Here is a 16,469-nt window from a genome sequence, read left to right as displayed (position 1 = left end):
GGTACCTTTTCTTCGCGAGTGAATAGAGGCAATGTCATGGCGTCCCGGTTCGTGGACCGCGCGGTGATCCACTTGACCGCCGGCGACGGTGGGAACGGCTGTGCCTCCGTGCACCGCGAGAAGTTCAAGCCGCTCGGCGGCCCCGACGGCGGTAACGGCGGCAACGGCGGCGACGTCACGCTGGTCGTCGACCCGAACGTGCACACCCTGCTCGACTTCCACTTCCGCCCGCACGCCAAAGCGGGCAGCGGCAAGATGGGCATGGGCAGCAACCGCAACGGCGCCGCCGGTGAACCGCTGGAGATGAAGGTGCCGTCCGGCACCGTCGTCTTCACCGAGGACGGCGAGCTCGTGGCCGACCTCGTGTCGCCCGGCACCACGTTCATCGCGGCCCAGGGCGGCCGCGGCGGGCTCGGCAACGCGGCGCTCGCGTCGAAGGCACGCAAGGCCCCCGGGTTCGCGCTGCTCGGCGAGCCGGGTGAATCGCGCAACCTCGTGCTGGAGCTGCGTTCGGTCGCCGACGTCGGTCTGCTCGGCTTCCCGAGCGCGGGCAAGTCGTCGCTGATTTCCGTGCTGTCGGCCGCGAAGCCGAAGATCGCGGACTACCCGTTCACCACGCTCGTGCCGAACCTCGGCGTGATCACCGCCGGGGCCACCGTGTTCACGATGGCCGACGTGCCGGGCCTGATCCCGGGCGCGTCGGAGGGCAAGGGCCTGGGGCTGGATTTCCTGCGTCACATCGAGCGCTGCGCCGTGCTGGTGCACGTGGTCGACTGCGCGACGCTCGAGCCGGGCCGCGACCCGCTGTCCGATGTGGACGCGCTGGAGGCCGAACTCGCGAAGTACACGCCGGGCCTGGGCGGCAAGCTCGACGAGCGCCCCCGCGTGGTGGTGCTGAACAAGATCGACGTGCCGGAAGCGGCCGAGCTGGCCGAGTTCGTGCGGCCCGAGCTCGAAGCTCGCGGCCTGCAGGTGTTCGAGATCTCGACCGCCTCGCGCAAGGGCCTGCGGGAGCTCACCTTCGCGCTGGCGAAGGTCGTGGAGGAGTACCGCGAGGCGCAGCCGGTGCTGGAGCAGCAGCGGATCGTGCTGCACCCGCTGGCCATCGACGACAGCGGCTTCACGGTCGAGGTCGATCCCGAGGAAGAGGGCGCGTTCATCGTCCGCGGTGCCCGGCCCGAGCGCTGGATCCGGCAGACGAACTTCGCCAACGACGAGGCGGTCGGCTACCTCGCCGACCGGCTCAACCGGCTCGGCGTCGAAGAAGCGCTCGCGAAGCGGGGGGCGAAGCCGGGCAGCCCGGTCACGATCGGCGACGTGCAGTTCGAATGGGAGCCCTCGTCGCCCGGCGTCGCGGTGCACCTGTCCGGGCGCGGCACCGACGTGCGGCTGGAGAAGAGCGACCGCGTCGGCGCGGCCGAGCGCAAGGAAGCCCGCCGGATCCGACGGGACGGCACCGGGGAGGAGTCGTCCGCCGATTTCGGGGACGACTTCGACGACGATCTGGAGGACCTGGACCGGTGAGCGGCACGCGCGTCGAGATCGCCGAAGCCCGCAGGCTCGTCGTCAAGGTCGGTTCGTCCGCCCTCACCACGGCAGGCAATGGCCTGGATGTGAAAAGGCTCGACGCGCTGGTCGACGCCATCGCGGCCCGGGTGGCGCGCGAGTGCCAGATCGTGCTCGTGTCCTCGGGCGCGATCGGCGCGGGCCTTTCACCCCTGTCGCTGGGCAAGCGCCCGCGTGACCTGGCCACGAAGCAGGCGGCGGCGAGCGTGGGGCAGCTCGCGCTGGCCCACGCGTACGCCGAGTCGTTCGGCCGGTATTCGCTCACCGTCGGCCAGGTCCTGCTGACGTCCGACGACGTCGTGCGCCGCTCGCACTACCGCAACGCGCAGCGCACGTTCTCGCGGCTGCTCGCGCTCGGCGCCGTGCCGGTGGTGAACGAGAACGACACCGTCGCCACCCAGGAAATCCGCTTCGGCGACAACGACCGCCTCGCCGCGCTCGTCGCCCACCTCGTGGGCGCCGACGCGCTCATCTTGCTGTCCGATGTGGACGGTCTCTACGACGGCGATCCGCGCGACGGCGCGACGCGCAAGATCACCGAGGTGCTCAGCGAATCCGACGTCGAGGGCATCGCCGTCGGCATGTCGTCGTCGGGTCTCGGCACCGGCGGTATGGTCTCGAAGCTCGCCGCCGCCCGCACGGCCGCCGGCGCCGGCATCCCCGTGCTCCTCGCGGCCGCCGCCGACGCGGCCGGCGCGCTGGGCTCCGCCGAAGTCGGCACGGCCTTCGCCCCGGCCGACACGCGCCTGTCCGCGCGCCGCTTCTGGCTCGGCTACGCCGCGGACTCCTCCGGGCGCCTGCGCCTCGACGACGGCGCCGTGGCCGCCATCCTGCGCCGCCGCTCGCTGCTCGCCGCCGGCATCACCGGCGTCGAGGGCAAGTTCGAAGCGGGCGACGTCGTGGACCTCGTGGACGCCAAGGACGTTCCCGTCGCCCGCGGCGTGGTCTCCTTCGACGCCGGCGAACTGCCCGACCTCATCGGCCGCTCCACCCACGAGGTCGCCGTGGAGCACCGCCGCGAAGTCGTCCACGCCGACGACCTCGTCCCCCTGCGCCGCTCCTGACTCTTCGGACACCGCACCGGTGTCGGAACCACTCGCGGAGGCGACGCCGTTGTCGCCCCCGTGGGGTCAGAGGGCGATCAGGCGGGCGCCGCCGTCGGTTTCGAGGACGGTGCCGGTGGTGTTCGCGTTGGTGGCCGCGAAGACGACGGCTTCGGCGATGTCCTCGGCCGTCGCGACCTTGCGGACGGGCAGGGTGGCCGCGGCCTGCGTGAAGTAGGCCGCGCGCTGCTCCGCCGGGAACCCGCTCCACCAGGGCGTGTCCACGACGCCGGGCGACACGGCGTTCACGCGGATCGGCGCCAGTTCGGTCGCCAGCGGTTTGACCGCGGCTTCCAGTGCCCCGTTGATCGCCGCGATGCCGGCCGTGCCCGGCATGCCCGTGCGCGCGCTGACGGCCGTGACCAGGGTGATCGAGCCGGTCGGCGCGAGCCGGGGCAGGAGAGCCTGGATCGTCGTGAGGTGCGCCCAGAACTTGGCGTCGAAGGCGCGGCGCAGCATCTCCAGATCGAGGTCCGCGATCGGGCCCATGCCTTCGTTGCCACTCAGGCTCACGACCAGTGCGTCGACCTGGCCGAGCTGTTCGCCGAGCGCGGTCATCGCGGCCGCGTCGCCGCCGTCGGCCTGGTGGCCGGTGAGGTCCGGGTCGCTGATCGCGAGGTCGTCGAGCCGCTCTTTGCCGCGGCCGGTCAGGTGGACCTCGAAGCCCCGCTCGCGCAGCTTGCGCGCGGTCGCCAGCCCGATGCCCGAAGTGCCCCCGGCGACGAGGGCCTTGTGGATGTTCATGTGGTCTCCTATTTCGAACCGTGACGTCTCGTCTCGAATTACGCTACCATCGGTTCCCGTGACCGACCAGCCCGTCCGCAACCGCCCCGGCCGCAAGCGCAGCGCCGCCAGCCGCGACGCGATCCTCGCCGCGACGCTCGAACTGATCGCGGAGGTCGGGTACGCCGGCCTGACGATCGAAGGCATCGCGGCGCGATCGGGCGCGGGCAAGCAGACCGTCTACCGCTGGTGGCCGTCCAAAGCGGACGTGCTCCTGGAGGCGCTCGCCACGAAGGCGGACGTGATCGTGCCGGTGCCCGACCGCGGCTCGCTCGTGGCGGACCTGCGCGAGTTCCTCGTGGACACGTTCGCGCTGGGCGCGAAACAACCCGTCGGCGACACCCTGCGCGCGCTGATGGCGCAGGCGCAGGTGGATCCCGCGTTCGGCGACCGCTTCCGCGAAGACTTCCTGCTGCGCCGCCGCGAAGTGCTGGGCCGGCTCATCGACCGCGCGGGAGACCGCGGCGAACTGCCTGCCGGCGTCTCCCGCGAAACCCTGATCGACGTCGTGTTCGGCACGCTGTGGTACCGGCTGCTCGCCACGCGGGCCCCGCTGGGCCCGGAGCTCGCCGACGAGCTCGTCGCGCTGATCGCTAGGGCTTGAGCGCGCGCACGATGCGGGCCAGCTGCTCCGCGTAGTCCTCGGCGAACTCGGCGGACTTCGGGTCCTGGCCGGTGAGCGCGCGGGCCACGCGCGGGAACGCGAGCGACGCGCTCGCGGCGGCCATCAGCACGAGCATCAGCGCGGCCGGGTCGACGTCGGCGGGGAAGTCGCCCGCCGCTTGGCGCCCGCGGACGTAGTCGAGCTGCCGCTGGAGGAATTCACGCTGCTCCTCGACGCCGACGGCGTCCGGCTCGCCGTCGGTGAGGTTCTCCCACAGGAACAGGCGCCCGAGATCGGCGTCGGCCAGCCCCGAGCGCACGAAGTCGGCGGCGACGTCCGCGAGCTCGCGATCCGGGGCCGTCAGCTCGGTGAAGCCGTCGAACACCGGCCGGTTCAGCTCGGTGTAGAGCCCTTCCTTGCCGCCGAAGTAGTACGAGATCAGCTGCTTGTTCACGCCCGCCCGCGCGGCGATCTCGCCGACGCGCGCGGCCGCGTACCCCTTGCTCCCGAATTCCACCTTGGCCGCTTCGACGATGCGCGCCTTGGTGCGTTCGGGATCGCGCTGCCGCTCGCGGGGCGCGCGGCGCGGGCTGTTCTCGGGCACGGGTTCAGCCTAGTCGATGACTCAATCATCCTTATGGTTGACTTAATCATCCGTATGGATAATTATGGAGAGGACTTCGAGAGGGGAAAACCATGACTGTGCGAGTGGCTGTCGTCGGTGGCGGGACCGGTGGCCTGTGCCTGGCCCACGGCCTGGTCCGCGCCGGCGTCGACGTCGCGGTGTACGAACGCAGCCGCACCCGGACCGAGCGGCTGCAGGGTTACCGCGTGCACATCGATCCGCGCGGCGCGGCCGCGCTGCACGAGTGCCTGCCGGCTTCGTCGTGGGACCGCTTCCTGGCGACGACGGGCTCGGCCGCGCACGAGTTCGCGTTCGTCACCGAGCAATTGCGCGCGCTCGCTGTCCTGCGCGAACCGCCGGCGGCCGATCCGGCGGCCGCGCACCACTCCGTGAGCCGCATTTCGCTGCACCAGGTGCTGTCGGCCGGCCTCGAGGGAATCCTCTGGTACGACAAGGAGTTCGTGCGCTACGAGACCGGGCCCAAGGACGTCACCCTCCACTTCGCCGACGGCACCACGGCTTCGGCCGACCTCGTGATCGGCGCGGACGGCGCGAACTCCCGCGTGCGCGGGCAGCTCCTGCCGCACGCGCACCGGGTGGACACGGGAATCGTGATGATCGCGGGCAAGGCACCGGTTGAGGCTGCCGCCGGCCGGTTCACCGCCGGTCCGGTGTACGTCGTGGCCCCGCCGGGCTGTGGCCTGTTCACCGCGCCGCACCTGTTCCCGGAGAGCGCGGTCAACGACGAAACCGCCGCCGTCGACCCCGTGCTGTTCGACAACACCGGCAGCTACGTGATGTGGGGCTACGGCGCGCGGAACCTGCCGGCCGCGGTGTCCGAACTGGACGGTGCCGGCCTGCGCGCCCGGGTGCTCGACCTGATCCGCGACTGGCACCCCGAGGTGCGCGCGCTGGTCTCGGCTTCCCCCGACGCCTCGGTGAGTCGCCTGCCCATCCTCACGTCCGTTCCGGTGCGCGCCTGGTCCTCCGGTCCCGTGACGCTCCTCGGCGACGCCGCCCACAGCATGACGCCCTTCCGCGGCATCGGCGCCAACACCGCTCTGCGCGACGCGCAAGTGTTGTGCCGCAAGCTCACTTCCGGGACGGAGCCGTCAGTGGCCGTCGCGGAGTACGAACGGGAGATGCGCAAGTACGCGGACAAGGCCGTCCGTGCCTCGGCCCGCAGTGCCGAGCAGTTCGTGTCCGAAAGTCGTCTCCGCCGGGCGCTGATGCGCACGATGTTCCGGATGATGGGCGCCGTCCAGAAACTGCGCCGCTGACGGTCAGGCTGCGGGCCGGGGGAGGACCGCGATCGCCGTTTCCGCGATGTCCCGCAGGGTTTCCTCGCTCGCGCCCGCTTTGCCGACCGCCTCGATGCCGCGCAGCACGGCCAGCAGCAGAGCCGCCAGCTTGACCGGATCGGCGTCCGCGGCGAGGTCGCCGTTGCGCTGGCACGCGGCGACGTCGTCCGCCAGCAGTTGCTGCAACGCCTCGACCGTTTCCCGCGCGCGCCCGGCGACGACGTCGTCGTGTTCCGCCAGTTCGGCCGCGCCCTTGGCGAGCAGGCAGCCGCGATGGGCGACGTCGGCGGCGGTCGCCGCGGCGACGGCGTTGACGTGGGTGACCAGGCGCGCGTAAGCGTCCTCATCGGACCCGCGCAGCCCGCGCCCGGTGGTGTCGACGATGGCGGTGCAGTAGTCGTCGAACACGCGGCGGAACAGCTCCTGCTTGCCCCCGAAGGCGCCATACAGGCTGCCCTTGCCGAGGCCCGTGACCTCGGCGATCTCGTCCATGCGCGTGCCCGCGTACCCGGCCTGCCAGAACTGGTTCCGGGCCGCGTCCAGCACCTCTCGCTCGTCGAACTTCCGCGGTCTCGCCACCCCGCGAGCCTACTTGTTCTTGACTGCTTCGTCCATAACGGGCTAGCGTTCTGGACGAAGCAGTCAAGAACTGGAGGAGTCCCATGACAGGGGTGCTGGCAGACAAGGTCGCCGTCGTCACCGGCGGCAACAGCGGGATCGGCCTGGCCGTGGCCCGGAGGTTCGTCGCGGAGGGCGCGCGGGTGTTCATCACCGGCCGCGACAAGGAGAAGCTCGACGCGGCGGTCGCCGAAGTCGGCCCTTCGGTGACGGGGGTCCAGGTCGACGTGGCGGTCGCCGCGGACCTCGACCGGCTCTACGAGGTGGTGAAAGAGCAGGCGGGGCGGGTCGACGTGCTCGTCGCCAACGCCGGCGGCGGCCTGCCGGGAACGCTCGGGGACATCACCGAGGAGTCCATCGACTACACCTTCGGCGCCAACGTGAAGGGCGTGATCTTCACCGTGCAGAAAGCGCTTCCCCTGCTTTCGCCCGGCGCGTCGATCGTGGTGACCGGGTCCACCAGCGCGGTGCGGCCGAGCGCGCCCCTGGAGGTCTACGGCGCGTCGAAGGCCGCCGTGCGCAACCTGGTGCGCAGCTGGGCCCAGCATGCGGCCGCGCGGAAGTTCCGCATCAACGTGCTCAGCCCGGGCCCGACCGAGACGCCGGGGCTGGTGGGTGCGCTCGGGCCGGTGCTGCCCCAGCTGGTCGAGCAGGTTCCGCTCGGCCGGCTCGGTCACCCGGACGAAATCGCCTCGGTGGCGGCGTTCCTGGCGTCCGACGCGTCGTCGTTCGTCAACGGCGCGGAGTGGTTCGTCGACGGGGGACAGGCGCAGATCTGAGTCCCGGCGGGACAACGGCGTCCCGCCGGGGCACCCGCGATCAGAGCCGGCGCGGGGCCTCGATGCCGAGCAGTTCGAGGCCGAGCACGAGCGTCCGCGACGTCAGCGTGGCGAGCTGCACCCGCGACGCGCGCAGGTGCGGCGTTTCCGCCGAGAGCACCGGGCATTGCTCGTAGAAGCGGGAGAACGTCACGGCCGTGTCGTACAAGTAGGTGCACAGCTTGTGCGGCGCGTACGTGACGGTCGCGGAGCGGACGGCTTCCCCGAAGCGCAGCAACGTGAGCGCGAGCGCGCGTTCGGCCGGCTGGCCGAGCGAGACCGGCGCCGTGTCGTGCTCACCCGCCTTGGCGAGGATCGACTCGATCCGCGCGTGCGCGTACTGCAGGTACACGGACGTGTTGCCGTCCTTGGCGAGCATGCGGTCCCAGTCGAACACGTAGTCGCGTTCGCGGTCGCCGGACAGGTCGGCGTACTTCACCGCGCCGATCCCGACGGCGCGCGCGACCTCGCGCTGTTCGTCCGCGCCGAGTTCACTGCGTTCGGCGACCACGTCGGCGGCCTGCGAAACCGCTTCGGCCAGCAGATCGGCGAGCTTGATCGTCTCGCCGGCGCGCGTGCGCATCACCTTGCCGTCGGCGCCGAGCACCGAGCCGAAGCCGATGTGCTCGGCGTGCACGCCCTCGAGCCAGCCCGCGGCGCGGCAGACGGCGAAGACCATCGCGAAGTGCTGGGCCTGCGGCGTGCCGACGACGTACAGCAGATCGGTCGCGCCGCGTTCGGTGGTCCAGTACTTCGCGGTGGCGAGGTCGGTGGCCGCGTAGCCGTAGCCACCGTCGCTCTTGCGGACGATCAGCGGCAGCCGGTCGCCTTCGCGGTTGTGGAAGCCTTCGGGGAACACGCAGACGGCGCCGTCGCTGAGCTCGGTGAGCCCGTCGGCCTCGAGCTCGTCGACGACCTTCCCGAGGTACGGGTTGTAGAAGCTCTCGCCGTAGATGTCGGCGTCGGTGAGCGCGATGCCGAGCAGGTGGTAGACGTCGTTGAAGTGCCGCGTCGACTCGTCGACGAGCTCCTGCCACGTGGCGAGTGTCGGCTCGTCGCCGCTCTGCAGCTTCACGACCCGCTCGCGCGAGCGCGTGGCGAAGGCCTCGTCGGAATCGAACTTCCGGCGCGCGGCTTGGTAGAACGCGTTGAGGTCGCCGATGCCGCTGGGCCCGGCGGGTGGTTCGTCGAGCAGGTGCTCGATGAGCATGCCGAACGGCGTGCCCCAGTCGCCGAGGTGGTTGTGCGGCAGCACTTCGTGGCCCGCGAACCGCAGCAGCCGCGAGATGGCGTCGCCGATCACCGACGAACGCAAGTGCCCGACGTGCATCTCCTTCGCGACGTTCGGGCTGCTGTAGTCGAGCGCGATCCGCCGCGGCTCGGTGACGGGGTCGACGCCGAGGCGCGCGTCGTCGCTCAGTGCGGCGACGCGGTCTTCGAGCCACTCGCGGCGGAGCACGAAGTTGAGGAACCCGGGGCCGGCGATCTCGGGCGGCTCGGCCACGTCGTCGATCCGCAGGTGCGCGACGATGGCCGACGCCACTTCGCGCGGCGGCCGGCCGAGGCGTTTGCCCAGGCTCATGGCCAGGTTGCACTGGTAGTCCACGCCGTCGCGCGTCGAGACCGCGATCAGCGCGTCCTGCGGTGCGAGGTCGACGTCGAGCGCGTGGTGGAGGGCGTCCACCACGCGTCGTGCCAGTTCCTCACTAACCTCGGGCTTGCGCACGGTGTCCCTCCTTCTTCGCTCGGTCGAGTCGACGCAGCGTAGCGACTCGGCCCGGAGCGGCTCGAAGGGATTACCGCAGTTCGCTGCCCTTCGTCTCCGGCAGCCGCAGTACGACGAGGAACGCGATCACCCCGGCGGCCGCGACGTACCAGAAGAACGCCGTCGCCGCCCCGGCCGCGGACAGTGCGTTGAGCACCAGCGGCGCCGTCCCGCCGAACACCGCGACGGTCAGGTTGTACCAAGCGCCGATGCCCAGCCCGCGCAGTTCGGTCGGGAACAGCTCGCTCATGATCGCCGGCGTGAGCGCCGTGACGGCGGCGTAGAGCGCCAGCCCCACGCAGAACACCACGAGCAGCCCACCGAACCCCGGCCCGATCAGGAACGACAGTGGCACGATCACCACCGCCGTCACCCCGGACCACACCAGCATCTGCGGCTTGCGCCCGATCCGGTCCGACAGCGCACCCAACGGGTACTGCAACGCCACGAACAACGCGGCTCCGATCGACAACGCGAGGAACGCGTCGACCTCGTCCGCCCCGCGCGACTTCACCGCGAACGCCGTGAGAGCGCTGAAAAAGGTGTAGTAGCACAGCGTCGCCAGCATCGTGATGCCGACGAGCTGCCCCACGGCCTTCGGGTGGTGCGTCAGCGTCGTCAGCAACGGGCGCCGCACGCGCCGCGCGCTCTCCTGCTTCTGCTGGTACAGCTCGGTTTCCGTCAGGCTGCGGCGCAACCACAGCCCGGCGAGCCCGAGCACCCCGCCGATCAGGAACGGGATCCGCCAGCCGAACGACGCCAGCTGCGCCTTCTCCATCGTCCGCGCCAGCACGAACCCGAGCACGGTGGCGATCAGCACCGCGCCGCCCGTCGAGATGTAGAAGAACGCCGAGTACCGCCCGCGCCGCTCACGCGGCGCGATCTCCCCGAGGTACGCCGACGCGTTCGACACCTCGCCACCCACCGACAGTCCCTGGGCCACACGCGCGATCAGCAGCAGCACCGGCGCCAGCCAGCCCACCTGGCCGAACGTCGGCAGCACCCCGATCGCCAGCGACCCGCCCGCCATCAGCGCGATCGTCAGGATCATCGCCGGCTTGCGCCCGCGCAGGTCCGCGAACCGCCCGAGCAGCACCCCGCCCAGCGGCCGGAAGAAGAACGCCAGCGCGTACGTGGCGAACGTGTTGATCAGCGCGAGCGCCTCGTTGCCCGACGGGAAGAACGCCCCGGCGAAGTAGATGCTGAACGTTGCGTAGATCGTCCAGTCGAACCACTCCAGCGCGTTGCCCATGCTGGCGGCCACCAGCTTGCGCACCGGAAGCCGGTGCCGGGTTCCGCTCCCGGCTGCCACTTCGGTCATCTCGGCCTCCCCTTCGCGACGGAACGCTCCGGCGCAGTCACCGGAGAACCGTGGCACTGCCGACGGCGCGTGGGTAGCTACCGAAGTGTGTTCCTGTCCCGTGAGGGATGACCGGATTCCCGATCGTCCTCGCCGTTGGTGCTTTCGGCGCCGGGCCCGGCGGCCGTCAGGAGGTACTGGCCAGCGCGAAGGGCAACACCCCCTTCGCGCCCGCCTTGCGCAGGAGGCGGGCCGCCAGTGTCATCGTCCAGCCGGTGTCGATGACGTCGTCGACGAGCAGGATCGGGCCGGGTGTCGCGGCGACCCGGGCCGCCACGTCGTCGGGCAGCGACAGCCGGCGCCACAGGTCCGCGAGCCGCTGCGCGCTGTTCGCCTGCCGGGGCGGCGGACCCGGCGATTCCAGCGCCCCGAGGTGCTCCAGCCGGCCGATGGCCGCCAGCCGGGCGGCGAGGCTCGACACGAGCTGCGGACGCGTCGCCGACGGAATGGTCACGACCGCGCTCGGCCGCTCCGTCCACTGCCACCCCGCGAGCACCTTCACGCACGCCTGGAACACGGCTTCGGGCACCTCGCCGTCGAGGGCGCCCACCCCGACGAGCTCCCGCAGCCGCCCGCCCCAGCCGACGTCGGTGAGCCGCCCGAGCGCCTGGCCCGGCTCGGCCTGGCCGTCGGCGGGGATGCGGCCCGACAGCGGCACGTCGAGCGACTTCATCCCGGTCGGCCACATCTTGCGCGGCGCGACCTCCACGCCCGGCCGGTCCAGCCGTTCGCGCGTCGCCCCGGCGACCTCTTCGGACACCCCCGTGTCCCAGTGCCGTCCGGTGCAGTTGTCGCACCGCCCGCACGGCGCGGCCTCCGGATCGTCGAGCTGGCGGCGCAGGTACTCCATGCGGCAGGCGGTGGTCGCGAGGTAACCGAGCATCGCGTCCTGCTCGGCTTCCCGGGCTTTGGCGACGCGCGCGTAGCGGTCGCGGTCGTACTCCCACTGCTCGCCCGTGCTCTCCCAGCCGCCGCGCACGCGCCGGACCGCGCCGTCGACGTCGAGCACCTTCAGCACCATCTCCAGCCGCGAGCGCGACAGCTCCACCGTCGGCTCCAGTGCGGCTGTCGACAGTGGACGGTCGGCGTAGGCCAGCGAGTTGAGCACCTGCGACACGCGCAGCTCGTCCGGGAACGCGAGGGAGCCGAAGTACGCCCAGATCGCCTTGTCCTCGCGCCCGGGCAACAGCACGACCTCCGCGCGCTCCACCCCGCGGCCCGCACGCCCGACCTGCTGGTAGTACGCGATCGGCGACGACGGCGCACCCAGGTGCACCACGAACCCGAGGTCCGGCTTGTCGAAGCCCATGCCGAGCGCCGACGTCGCCACGAGCGCCTTGACCCGGTTGGCCAGCAGGTCGTCTTCCGCCGCCTGCCGGTCGGCCGGATCGGTCTTGCCCGTGTACGCCGCGACCTCGTACCCGCGATCGCGCAGCAGCGAGGTGACGTCGTGGGCCGCCGCGACGGTGAGCGTGTAGATGATGCCGGAGCCCGGCAGCTCGGCCAGGTGCTCGGCGAGCCAGGCCAGCCGGGCCTGGTCCGTCGGCAGCTCGGCCACGGCCAGCCGCAGGCTTTCGCGGTCGAGCGGCCCGCGCAGCACCAGCGTGTCGCCGCCCGCGCCGATGCCCAGCTGATCGGCGACGTCGGTCGCCACGCGGTCGTTGGCCGTCGCGGTCGTGGCGAGCACCGGCACGCCGTCGGGCAGGTCGCCCAGCAGCGTGCGCAGGCGCCGGTAGTCCGGCCGGAAATCGTGCCCCCAGTCGGAGATGCAGTGCGCCTCATCGACCACCAGCAGGCCGGCCGTCGCGGTGAGCTTCGGCAGCACGGCGTCGCGGAAGTCCGGGTTGTTGAGCCGCTCGGGGCTCACCAGCAGCACGTCGACGTCGCCGGCGGTGACCGAGGCCTGCACCTCGTCCCACTCCTGCGCGTTGGCGGAGTTGATGGTCGCCGCGTGGATCCCGGCCCGCGCGGCCGCCGAGATCTGGTTGCGCATGAGCGCCAGCAGCGGCGAGACGATGACCGTCGGGCCGGCTCCCCGCTCGCGGAGCAGGGCAGTGGCCAGGAAGTACACGGCCGACTTGCCCCACCCGGTGCGCTGCACGACGAGCGCGCGCCGGTGGTGCGCGACCAGGGCTTCGATCGCCGTCCACTGGTCCTCGCGCAGGGTCGCGGTGTCTCCCGCGAGTGACCGCAGCAGGGTCTCGGCTCGTTCGCGAAGGGCTTCGGTGGTGTCCACGTTCCCGGTCTACCCCATGGTGCCGACAGAACGGGAGCCGGACGCGGTGCGAACGGACCGTTCGCACCGCGATACGCACAGTTATGTGAGTCACGTCACAAATGAACTCGCGTAAGGCACTCCGCAGTCGCGACTCCCTCCCGCAACCGGTCCCTCGCGGGGGAGGTGACGGGTTGCCCGGCGGGGCCCCCTTGCCCGCCGGGGCGTGGCGCGCGGGCCGGCCTCCACCGGGGGAGCGGGGAGAGGCCGGCCCGTGTCCCACGCGAACCCGCGCAGCGCCTCCCCGCACCGCGCCCACAAAGCCGAGTTACGCACGTCGCAGCCCGGATGGGGAGCCCTCGCCCGATTGCGCGTATAGGCTCACCGGCTATGTCACCACGCCGGATCGGGGTCATGGGCGGCACGTTCGACCCTGTGCACCACGGTCACCTCGTCGCGGCCAGCGAGGTGCAGTCGCGCTTCGCGCTCGACGAGGTCATCTTCGTGCCCACCGGCCAGCCGTGGCAGAAGTCCGACCGGCGCGTCACCCGCGCCGAGGACCGCTACCTCATGACGGTCATCGCCACCGCGTCCAACCCGGTGTTCTCCGTGAGCCGCGTCGACATCGACCGCGGCGGCCAGACCTACACCGTCGACACGCTGCGGGACCTGCACGAGGAGTACCCGGACGACCAGCTGTTCTTCATCACCGGCGCCGACGCGCTCGAGCAGATCCTCACCTGGCACAAGGCCGACGAGCTGTTCGACTTCGCGCACTTCATCGGCGTCACGCGCCCCGGCTACCGGCTCAACTCCCACCACCTGCCGAGCGGCAAGGTCAGCCTCGTCGAAGTCACGGCGATGGCGATCTCGTCCACGGGCTGCCGCGAGCGGGTGGAACGCGGCGAGCCGGTCTGGTACCTCGTGCCCGACGGCGTGGTCCGCTACATCGCGAAGAAGGACCTGTACCGCAAAGACAGAGGTGAGTGACCGGGTACCCTCGTGCGGGCGAACCCCGAACCCTGAAGGAGCATTGTGGTAGCGACGTCCGAGGCACGAGAGCTGGCCGTGGCGGCCGCGCACGCGGCAGCCGACAAGCTGGCCAGTGACGTGGTCGTGCTGGACGTGTCCGATCAGCTCGTGATCACCGACGCCTTCGTGATCGCGTCCGCGCCCAACGAGCGGCAGGTCGGTGCGATCGTCGACAACGTCGAGGAGAAGCTGCGCATCGGCGGCCACAAGCCGGTTCGCCGCGAAGGCGCCCGCGAGGGCCGCTGGGTGCTGCTCGACTACGTCGACGTGGTCGTCCACGTGCAGCACCAGGAGGAGCGCTCGTTCTACGGCCTCGAGCGGCTGTGGAAGGACTGCCCGCGCATCGAGGTCGAGGGGCTCGAGCCCGCCGCGGCGGCCGAGTCCGACGGCGGTGCGGACGGCGCGGACGGCCAGGACGCGTGAGCCTGAAGCGGCTGCTGCTCTGGCGGCACGGCGAGACGGACTACAACGCCGCCGGCCGCATGCAGGGACACCTGGACTCCGCGCTGACCCCGGTCGGCTGGAACCAGGCGCGCTTCGCCGTTCCCGCGCTCGCGCGGTTCTCCCCCGACCTGGTGATCGCGTCGGACCTGCACCGCGCGACCGACACCGCCACCGTGCTCACCGAGGCGATCGGCGTGCCGCTGCGCATCGACAAGCGCCTGCGCGAAACGCACCTCGGCGAGTGGCAGGGCCTGACCGGACCAGAGGTGGACGCCGCCTACCCCGGTGAACGCGACAACTGGCGCACCGATGCCGCGTGGGCCCCGCCCGGCGGCGAGTCCCGCGTGGACGTCGCCGAGCGCGCCAGCGAGGTCGTGAACGACCTGCTGCAGCCCAACTCCGAGGCCGGCGAATCCGTGCTGCTCGCTTCCCACGGTGGTCTGATCGTCGCGCTCACGGCGAAGTTGCTGGGACTGCCCATCGAGATCTGGCCTTCGCTCGGCGGCATCATGAACTGCCACTGGGTCGAACTCGGCCGCCGCGACGGCACGTGGCGGCTCCACGCGTACAACGCGGGGATCACCGGCTGATCGATGGGCCCGCACCTGCTCGTCTTCGGTGACTCGCTGAGCTTCCACGGTCCCGAAGGACCCTGCGCCGCGGACGAACCGCGCCTGTGGCCCAACGTCGCCGCCACCGCGCTCGGCGGCCGCGCCGACCTCGTCGCCGGCATCGGCTGGACCGCGCGCGACGCGTGGTGGTCGCTCACCGGCGACCCGCGCGTCTGGTCCGACCTGCACCACGTTGATGCCGTCGTGCTCGCCGTCGGCAGCATGGACACCCTCCCGTCGCCCCTGCCGACGTACCTGCGCACCGGCTTGCGCTACCTCCGGCCCGACGGTCTCCGCCGCTCTGTGCGCGCCGCCTACCTGGCCGCGCAGCCCCGGCTGTCGGTCGCCTTGCGCGGCCGCCCCACGGTGCTGCCGGCGAAGCTCACCGTGCACCACCTCGACCTCGCCGTGGAGGCGTTACGCGTGCTGAGGCCCGAGCTGCCGATCTTCGGCGTGCTCCCGTCGGTGCACCGCGCGGACTCCTACGGCGGCGTGCACTCCGCGCGGCCGGGCGCCGCCGCGGCGACGGCCGCGTGGGCCGCACGCGTCGACGTGCCCCTGCTCGACTTGGCCGCCGTCGTCGGCGACCACGTGCTCAGCGGTGCCGGCAACCCCGACGGCATGCACTGGGGCTGGGCGGGGCACGAAGCCGTGGGGCACGCCATGGCGAAGCTGATGACGCCGGCTTTGCCCCGCGGCGACGTAGGCTGACGACGTGTCGGTCGCTGTGGTCACGGACTCCACCGCCCATCTGCCGGAGGGTTTCGCCGACCGGCACTCGGTGCGGGTGGTGCCCCTGCACGTCCTCGTCGACGGCACGCTCTCCTACGACGGCACCGACATGGGTCCCGCCGCGCTCGCCGAAGCGCTGGGGGAGCGCAAGATCGTCACCACCTCGCGGCCCACGCCCGCCGAATTCGCGACGGTCTTCCGCGCCGCCCTCGACGAGGGCGCCGACTCGATCGTCTCCGTGCACCTGTCCAAACAGCTCTCCGGCACGTGGGAAGCCGCGGTGCTCGCCGCCCAGGAAGTTGGTCCGGACCTCGTCCGGGTCGTCGACTCGCGCACCACCGCGATGGGCCTCGGCTTCGCCGCGCTGCACGCCGCCGTGGCCGCCGCCGCGGGCAAGTCACCCGCCGACGTCGAGGCTGCCGCCGTCGACGCAGCGCACAGGTCCTCCACGCTCTTCGTGGTCGAGACCCTCGAGCACCTCCGCCGCGGTGGCCGCATCGGCCCCGCCGCCGCGCTGCTCGGTACGGCGCTCGCCGTCAAGCCGGTGCTGCACATGTCCGAAGGGCGCATCCTTCCGCTGGAAAAGGTGCGGACCATAAACCGCGCCATGGCCCGCCTGGTCGAGCTCGCCGTGCAGGCCGCGGGTGAGGGACCCGTCGAGCTCGCCGTGCACCACCTCGCCTCGCCGGAACGCGCGGTCGAACTCGCCAACCGCCTCGAGGAAGCCGTCCCCGGCTGCGAGGGCGGTTGTGTGGTCTCGGAGCTCGGGGCCGTGATCGGCGCCCACACCGGCCCGGGTGTGCTCGGCGTGGTCGTGCAACGCGAAGGCTGACCGGCCCGCTCACCTCGGCGTTCCTGCCCGGGCACTGAACTTCCTTACCCGGCGAGGAAT

16 protein-coding genes are annotated in these 16,469 nt (G+C 71.7%); 10 read left to right on the top strand and 6 right to left on the bottom strand.

Annotated features, from left to right (window positions below):
* Positions 1–36: 36 nt before the first annotated feature.
* Positions 37–1,524, top strand: a complete 1,488-nt coding sequence (gene obgE / locus ACIA77_RS25165) for a GTPase ObgE (protein ID WP_395888413.1) — start codon at positions 37–39, stop codon at positions 1,522–1,524.
* On the top strand, positions 1,521–2,630 hold the full coding sequence (gene proB, locus ACIA77_RS25160) for a glutamate 5-kinase (protein ID WP_395888412.1): 1,110 nt from the start codon (positions 1,521–1,523) through the stop codon (positions 2,628–2,630). Before obgE ends, proB begins: the two co-directional genes overlap by 4 nt.
* Positions 2,631–2,696: 66 nt before the next feature.
* Here proB and ACIA77_RS25155 read toward each other — a convergent pair whose 3' ends face one another.
* The gene (locus ACIA77_RS25155; RefSeq protein ID WP_395888411.1) at positions 2,697–3,413 is read right to left on the bottom strand and encodes an SDR family oxidoreductase; all 717 of its coding nucleotides are present in this window, start codon (positions 3,411–3,413) and stop codon (positions 2,697–2,699) included.
* A gap of 58 nt (positions 3,414–3,471) precedes the next feature.
* Between ACIA77_RS25155 and ACIA77_RS25150 the strand changes: the two genes are divergently transcribed.
* Entirely contained in the window at positions 3,472–4,056 is a 585-nt protein-coding gene (locus ACIA77_RS25150; RefSeq protein ID WP_395888410.1) for a TetR/AcrR family transcriptional regulator, read from the top strand.
* On the opposite strand, the gene ACIA77_RS25145 is transcribed toward ACIA77_RS25150, so the two are convergent.
* Positions 4,046–4,660, bottom strand: a complete 615-nt coding sequence (locus ACIA77_RS25145) for a TetR/AcrR family transcriptional regulator (protein ID WP_395888409.1) — start codon at positions 4,658–4,660, stop codon at positions 4,046–4,048. The genes ACIA77_RS25150 and ACIA77_RS25145 overlap by 11 nt on opposite strands.
* Before the next feature lie 92 nt (positions 4,661–4,752).
* On the opposite strand from ACIA77_RS25145, the gene ACIA77_RS25140 reads away from it, so the two are divergent.
* Complete coding sequence (locus ACIA77_RS25140) at positions 4,753–5,961, top strand: FAD-dependent oxidoreductase (RefSeq protein WP_395888408.1); 1,209 nt, start codon at positions 4,753–4,755, stop codon at positions 5,959–5,961.
* Between the two features lie 3 nt (positions 5,962–5,964).
* On the opposite strand, the gene ACIA77_RS25135 is transcribed toward ACIA77_RS25140, so the two are convergent.
* The gene (locus ACIA77_RS25135; protein ID WP_395888407.1) at positions 5,965–6,561 is read right to left on the bottom strand and encodes a TetR/AcrR family transcriptional regulator; all 597 of its coding nucleotides are present in this window, start codon (positions 6,559–6,561) and stop codon (positions 5,965–5,967) included.
* Positions 6,562–6,644: 83 nt separating this feature from the next.
* On the opposite strand from ACIA77_RS25135, the gene ACIA77_RS25130 reads away from it, so the two are divergent.
* Positions 6,645–7,379, top strand: a complete 735-nt coding sequence (locus ACIA77_RS25130) for an SDR family NAD(P)-dependent oxidoreductase (protein ID WP_395888406.1) — start codon at positions 6,645–6,647, stop codon at positions 7,377–7,379.
* Between the two features lie 40 nt (positions 7,380–7,419).
* On the opposite strand, the gene argS is transcribed toward ACIA77_RS25130, so the two are convergent.
* The 3 genes from argS to ACIA77_RS25115 all read right to left on the bottom strand — a co-directional run bounded on the left by argS (position 7,420) and on the right by ACIA77_RS25115 (position 12,779).
* Positions 7,420–9,144 carry an arginine--tRNA ligase gene (argS, locus tag ACIA77_RS25125; protein ID WP_395888405.1) on the bottom strand — a complete coding sequence of 575 codons (1,725 nt, stop codon included), beginning with the start codon at positions 9,142–9,144 and terminating at the stop codon, positions 7,420–7,422.
* Between the two features lie 70 nt (positions 9,145–9,214).
* Positions 9,215–10,504: an MFS transporter gene (locus ACIA77_RS25120; RefSeq protein WP_395888404.1), complete on the bottom strand. Its 1,290-nt coding sequence runs from the start codon at positions 10,502–10,504 to the stop codon at positions 9,215–9,217.
* 166 nt (positions 10,505–10,670) lie between these two features.
* Positions 10,671–12,779 carry a RecQ family ATP-dependent DNA helicase gene (locus ACIA77_RS25115; RefSeq protein WP_395888403.1) on the bottom strand — a complete coding sequence of 703 codons (2,109 nt, stop codon included), beginning with the start codon at positions 12,777–12,779 and terminating at the stop codon, positions 10,671–10,673.
* Positions 12,780–13,148: 369 nt separating this feature from the next.
* Between ACIA77_RS25115 and nadD the strand changes: the two genes are divergently transcribed.
* The 5 genes from nadD to ACIA77_RS25090 are packed head-to-tail and all read left to right on the top strand — an operon-like array spanning position 13,149 to position 16,409.
* Positions 13,149–13,748 (top strand): nicotinate-nucleotide adenylyltransferase, encoded by a 600-nt coding sequence (gene nadD / locus ACIA77_RS25110; protein WP_204094625.1) that lies wholly within the window; start codon positions 13,149–13,151, stop codon positions 13,746–13,748.
* 45 nt (positions 13,749–13,793) lie between these two features.
* Entirely contained in the window at positions 13,794–14,213 is a 420-nt protein-coding gene (rsfS, locus tag ACIA77_RS25105) for a ribosome silencing factor (protein WP_204094626.1), read from the top strand.
* The gene (locus ACIA77_RS25100; protein ID WP_395888402.1) at positions 14,210–14,824 is read left to right on the top strand and encodes a histidine phosphatase family protein; all 615 of its coding nucleotides are present in this window, start codon (positions 14,210–14,212) and stop codon (positions 14,822–14,824) included. Before rsfS ends, ACIA77_RS25100 begins: the two co-directional genes overlap by 4 nt.
* Positions 14,825–14,827: 3 nt before the next feature.
* Complete coding sequence (gene octT, locus ACIA77_RS25095) at positions 14,828–15,556, top strand: diglucosylglycerate octanoyltransferase (protein WP_395888401.1); 729 nt, start codon at positions 14,828–14,830, stop codon at positions 15,554–15,556.
* Between the two features lie 4 nt (positions 15,557–15,560).
* Positions 15,561–16,409, top strand: a complete 849-nt coding sequence (locus ACIA77_RS25090) for a DegV family protein (protein WP_395888400.1) — start codon at positions 15,561–15,563, stop codon at positions 16,407–16,409.
* Positions 16,410–16,469: the final 60 nt, after the last annotated feature.

This window comes from Amycolatopsis sp. NPDC051903, from assembly GCF_044452505.1.
In the GTDB taxonomy this organism is placed as follows: domain Bacteria; phylum Actinomycetota; class Actinomycetes; order Mycobacteriales; family Pseudonocardiaceae; genus Amycolatopsis.
The sequence above is the reverse complement of the archived record's forward strand: the minus strand, read 5'-3'. Positions and strand labels throughout refer to the sequence as shown.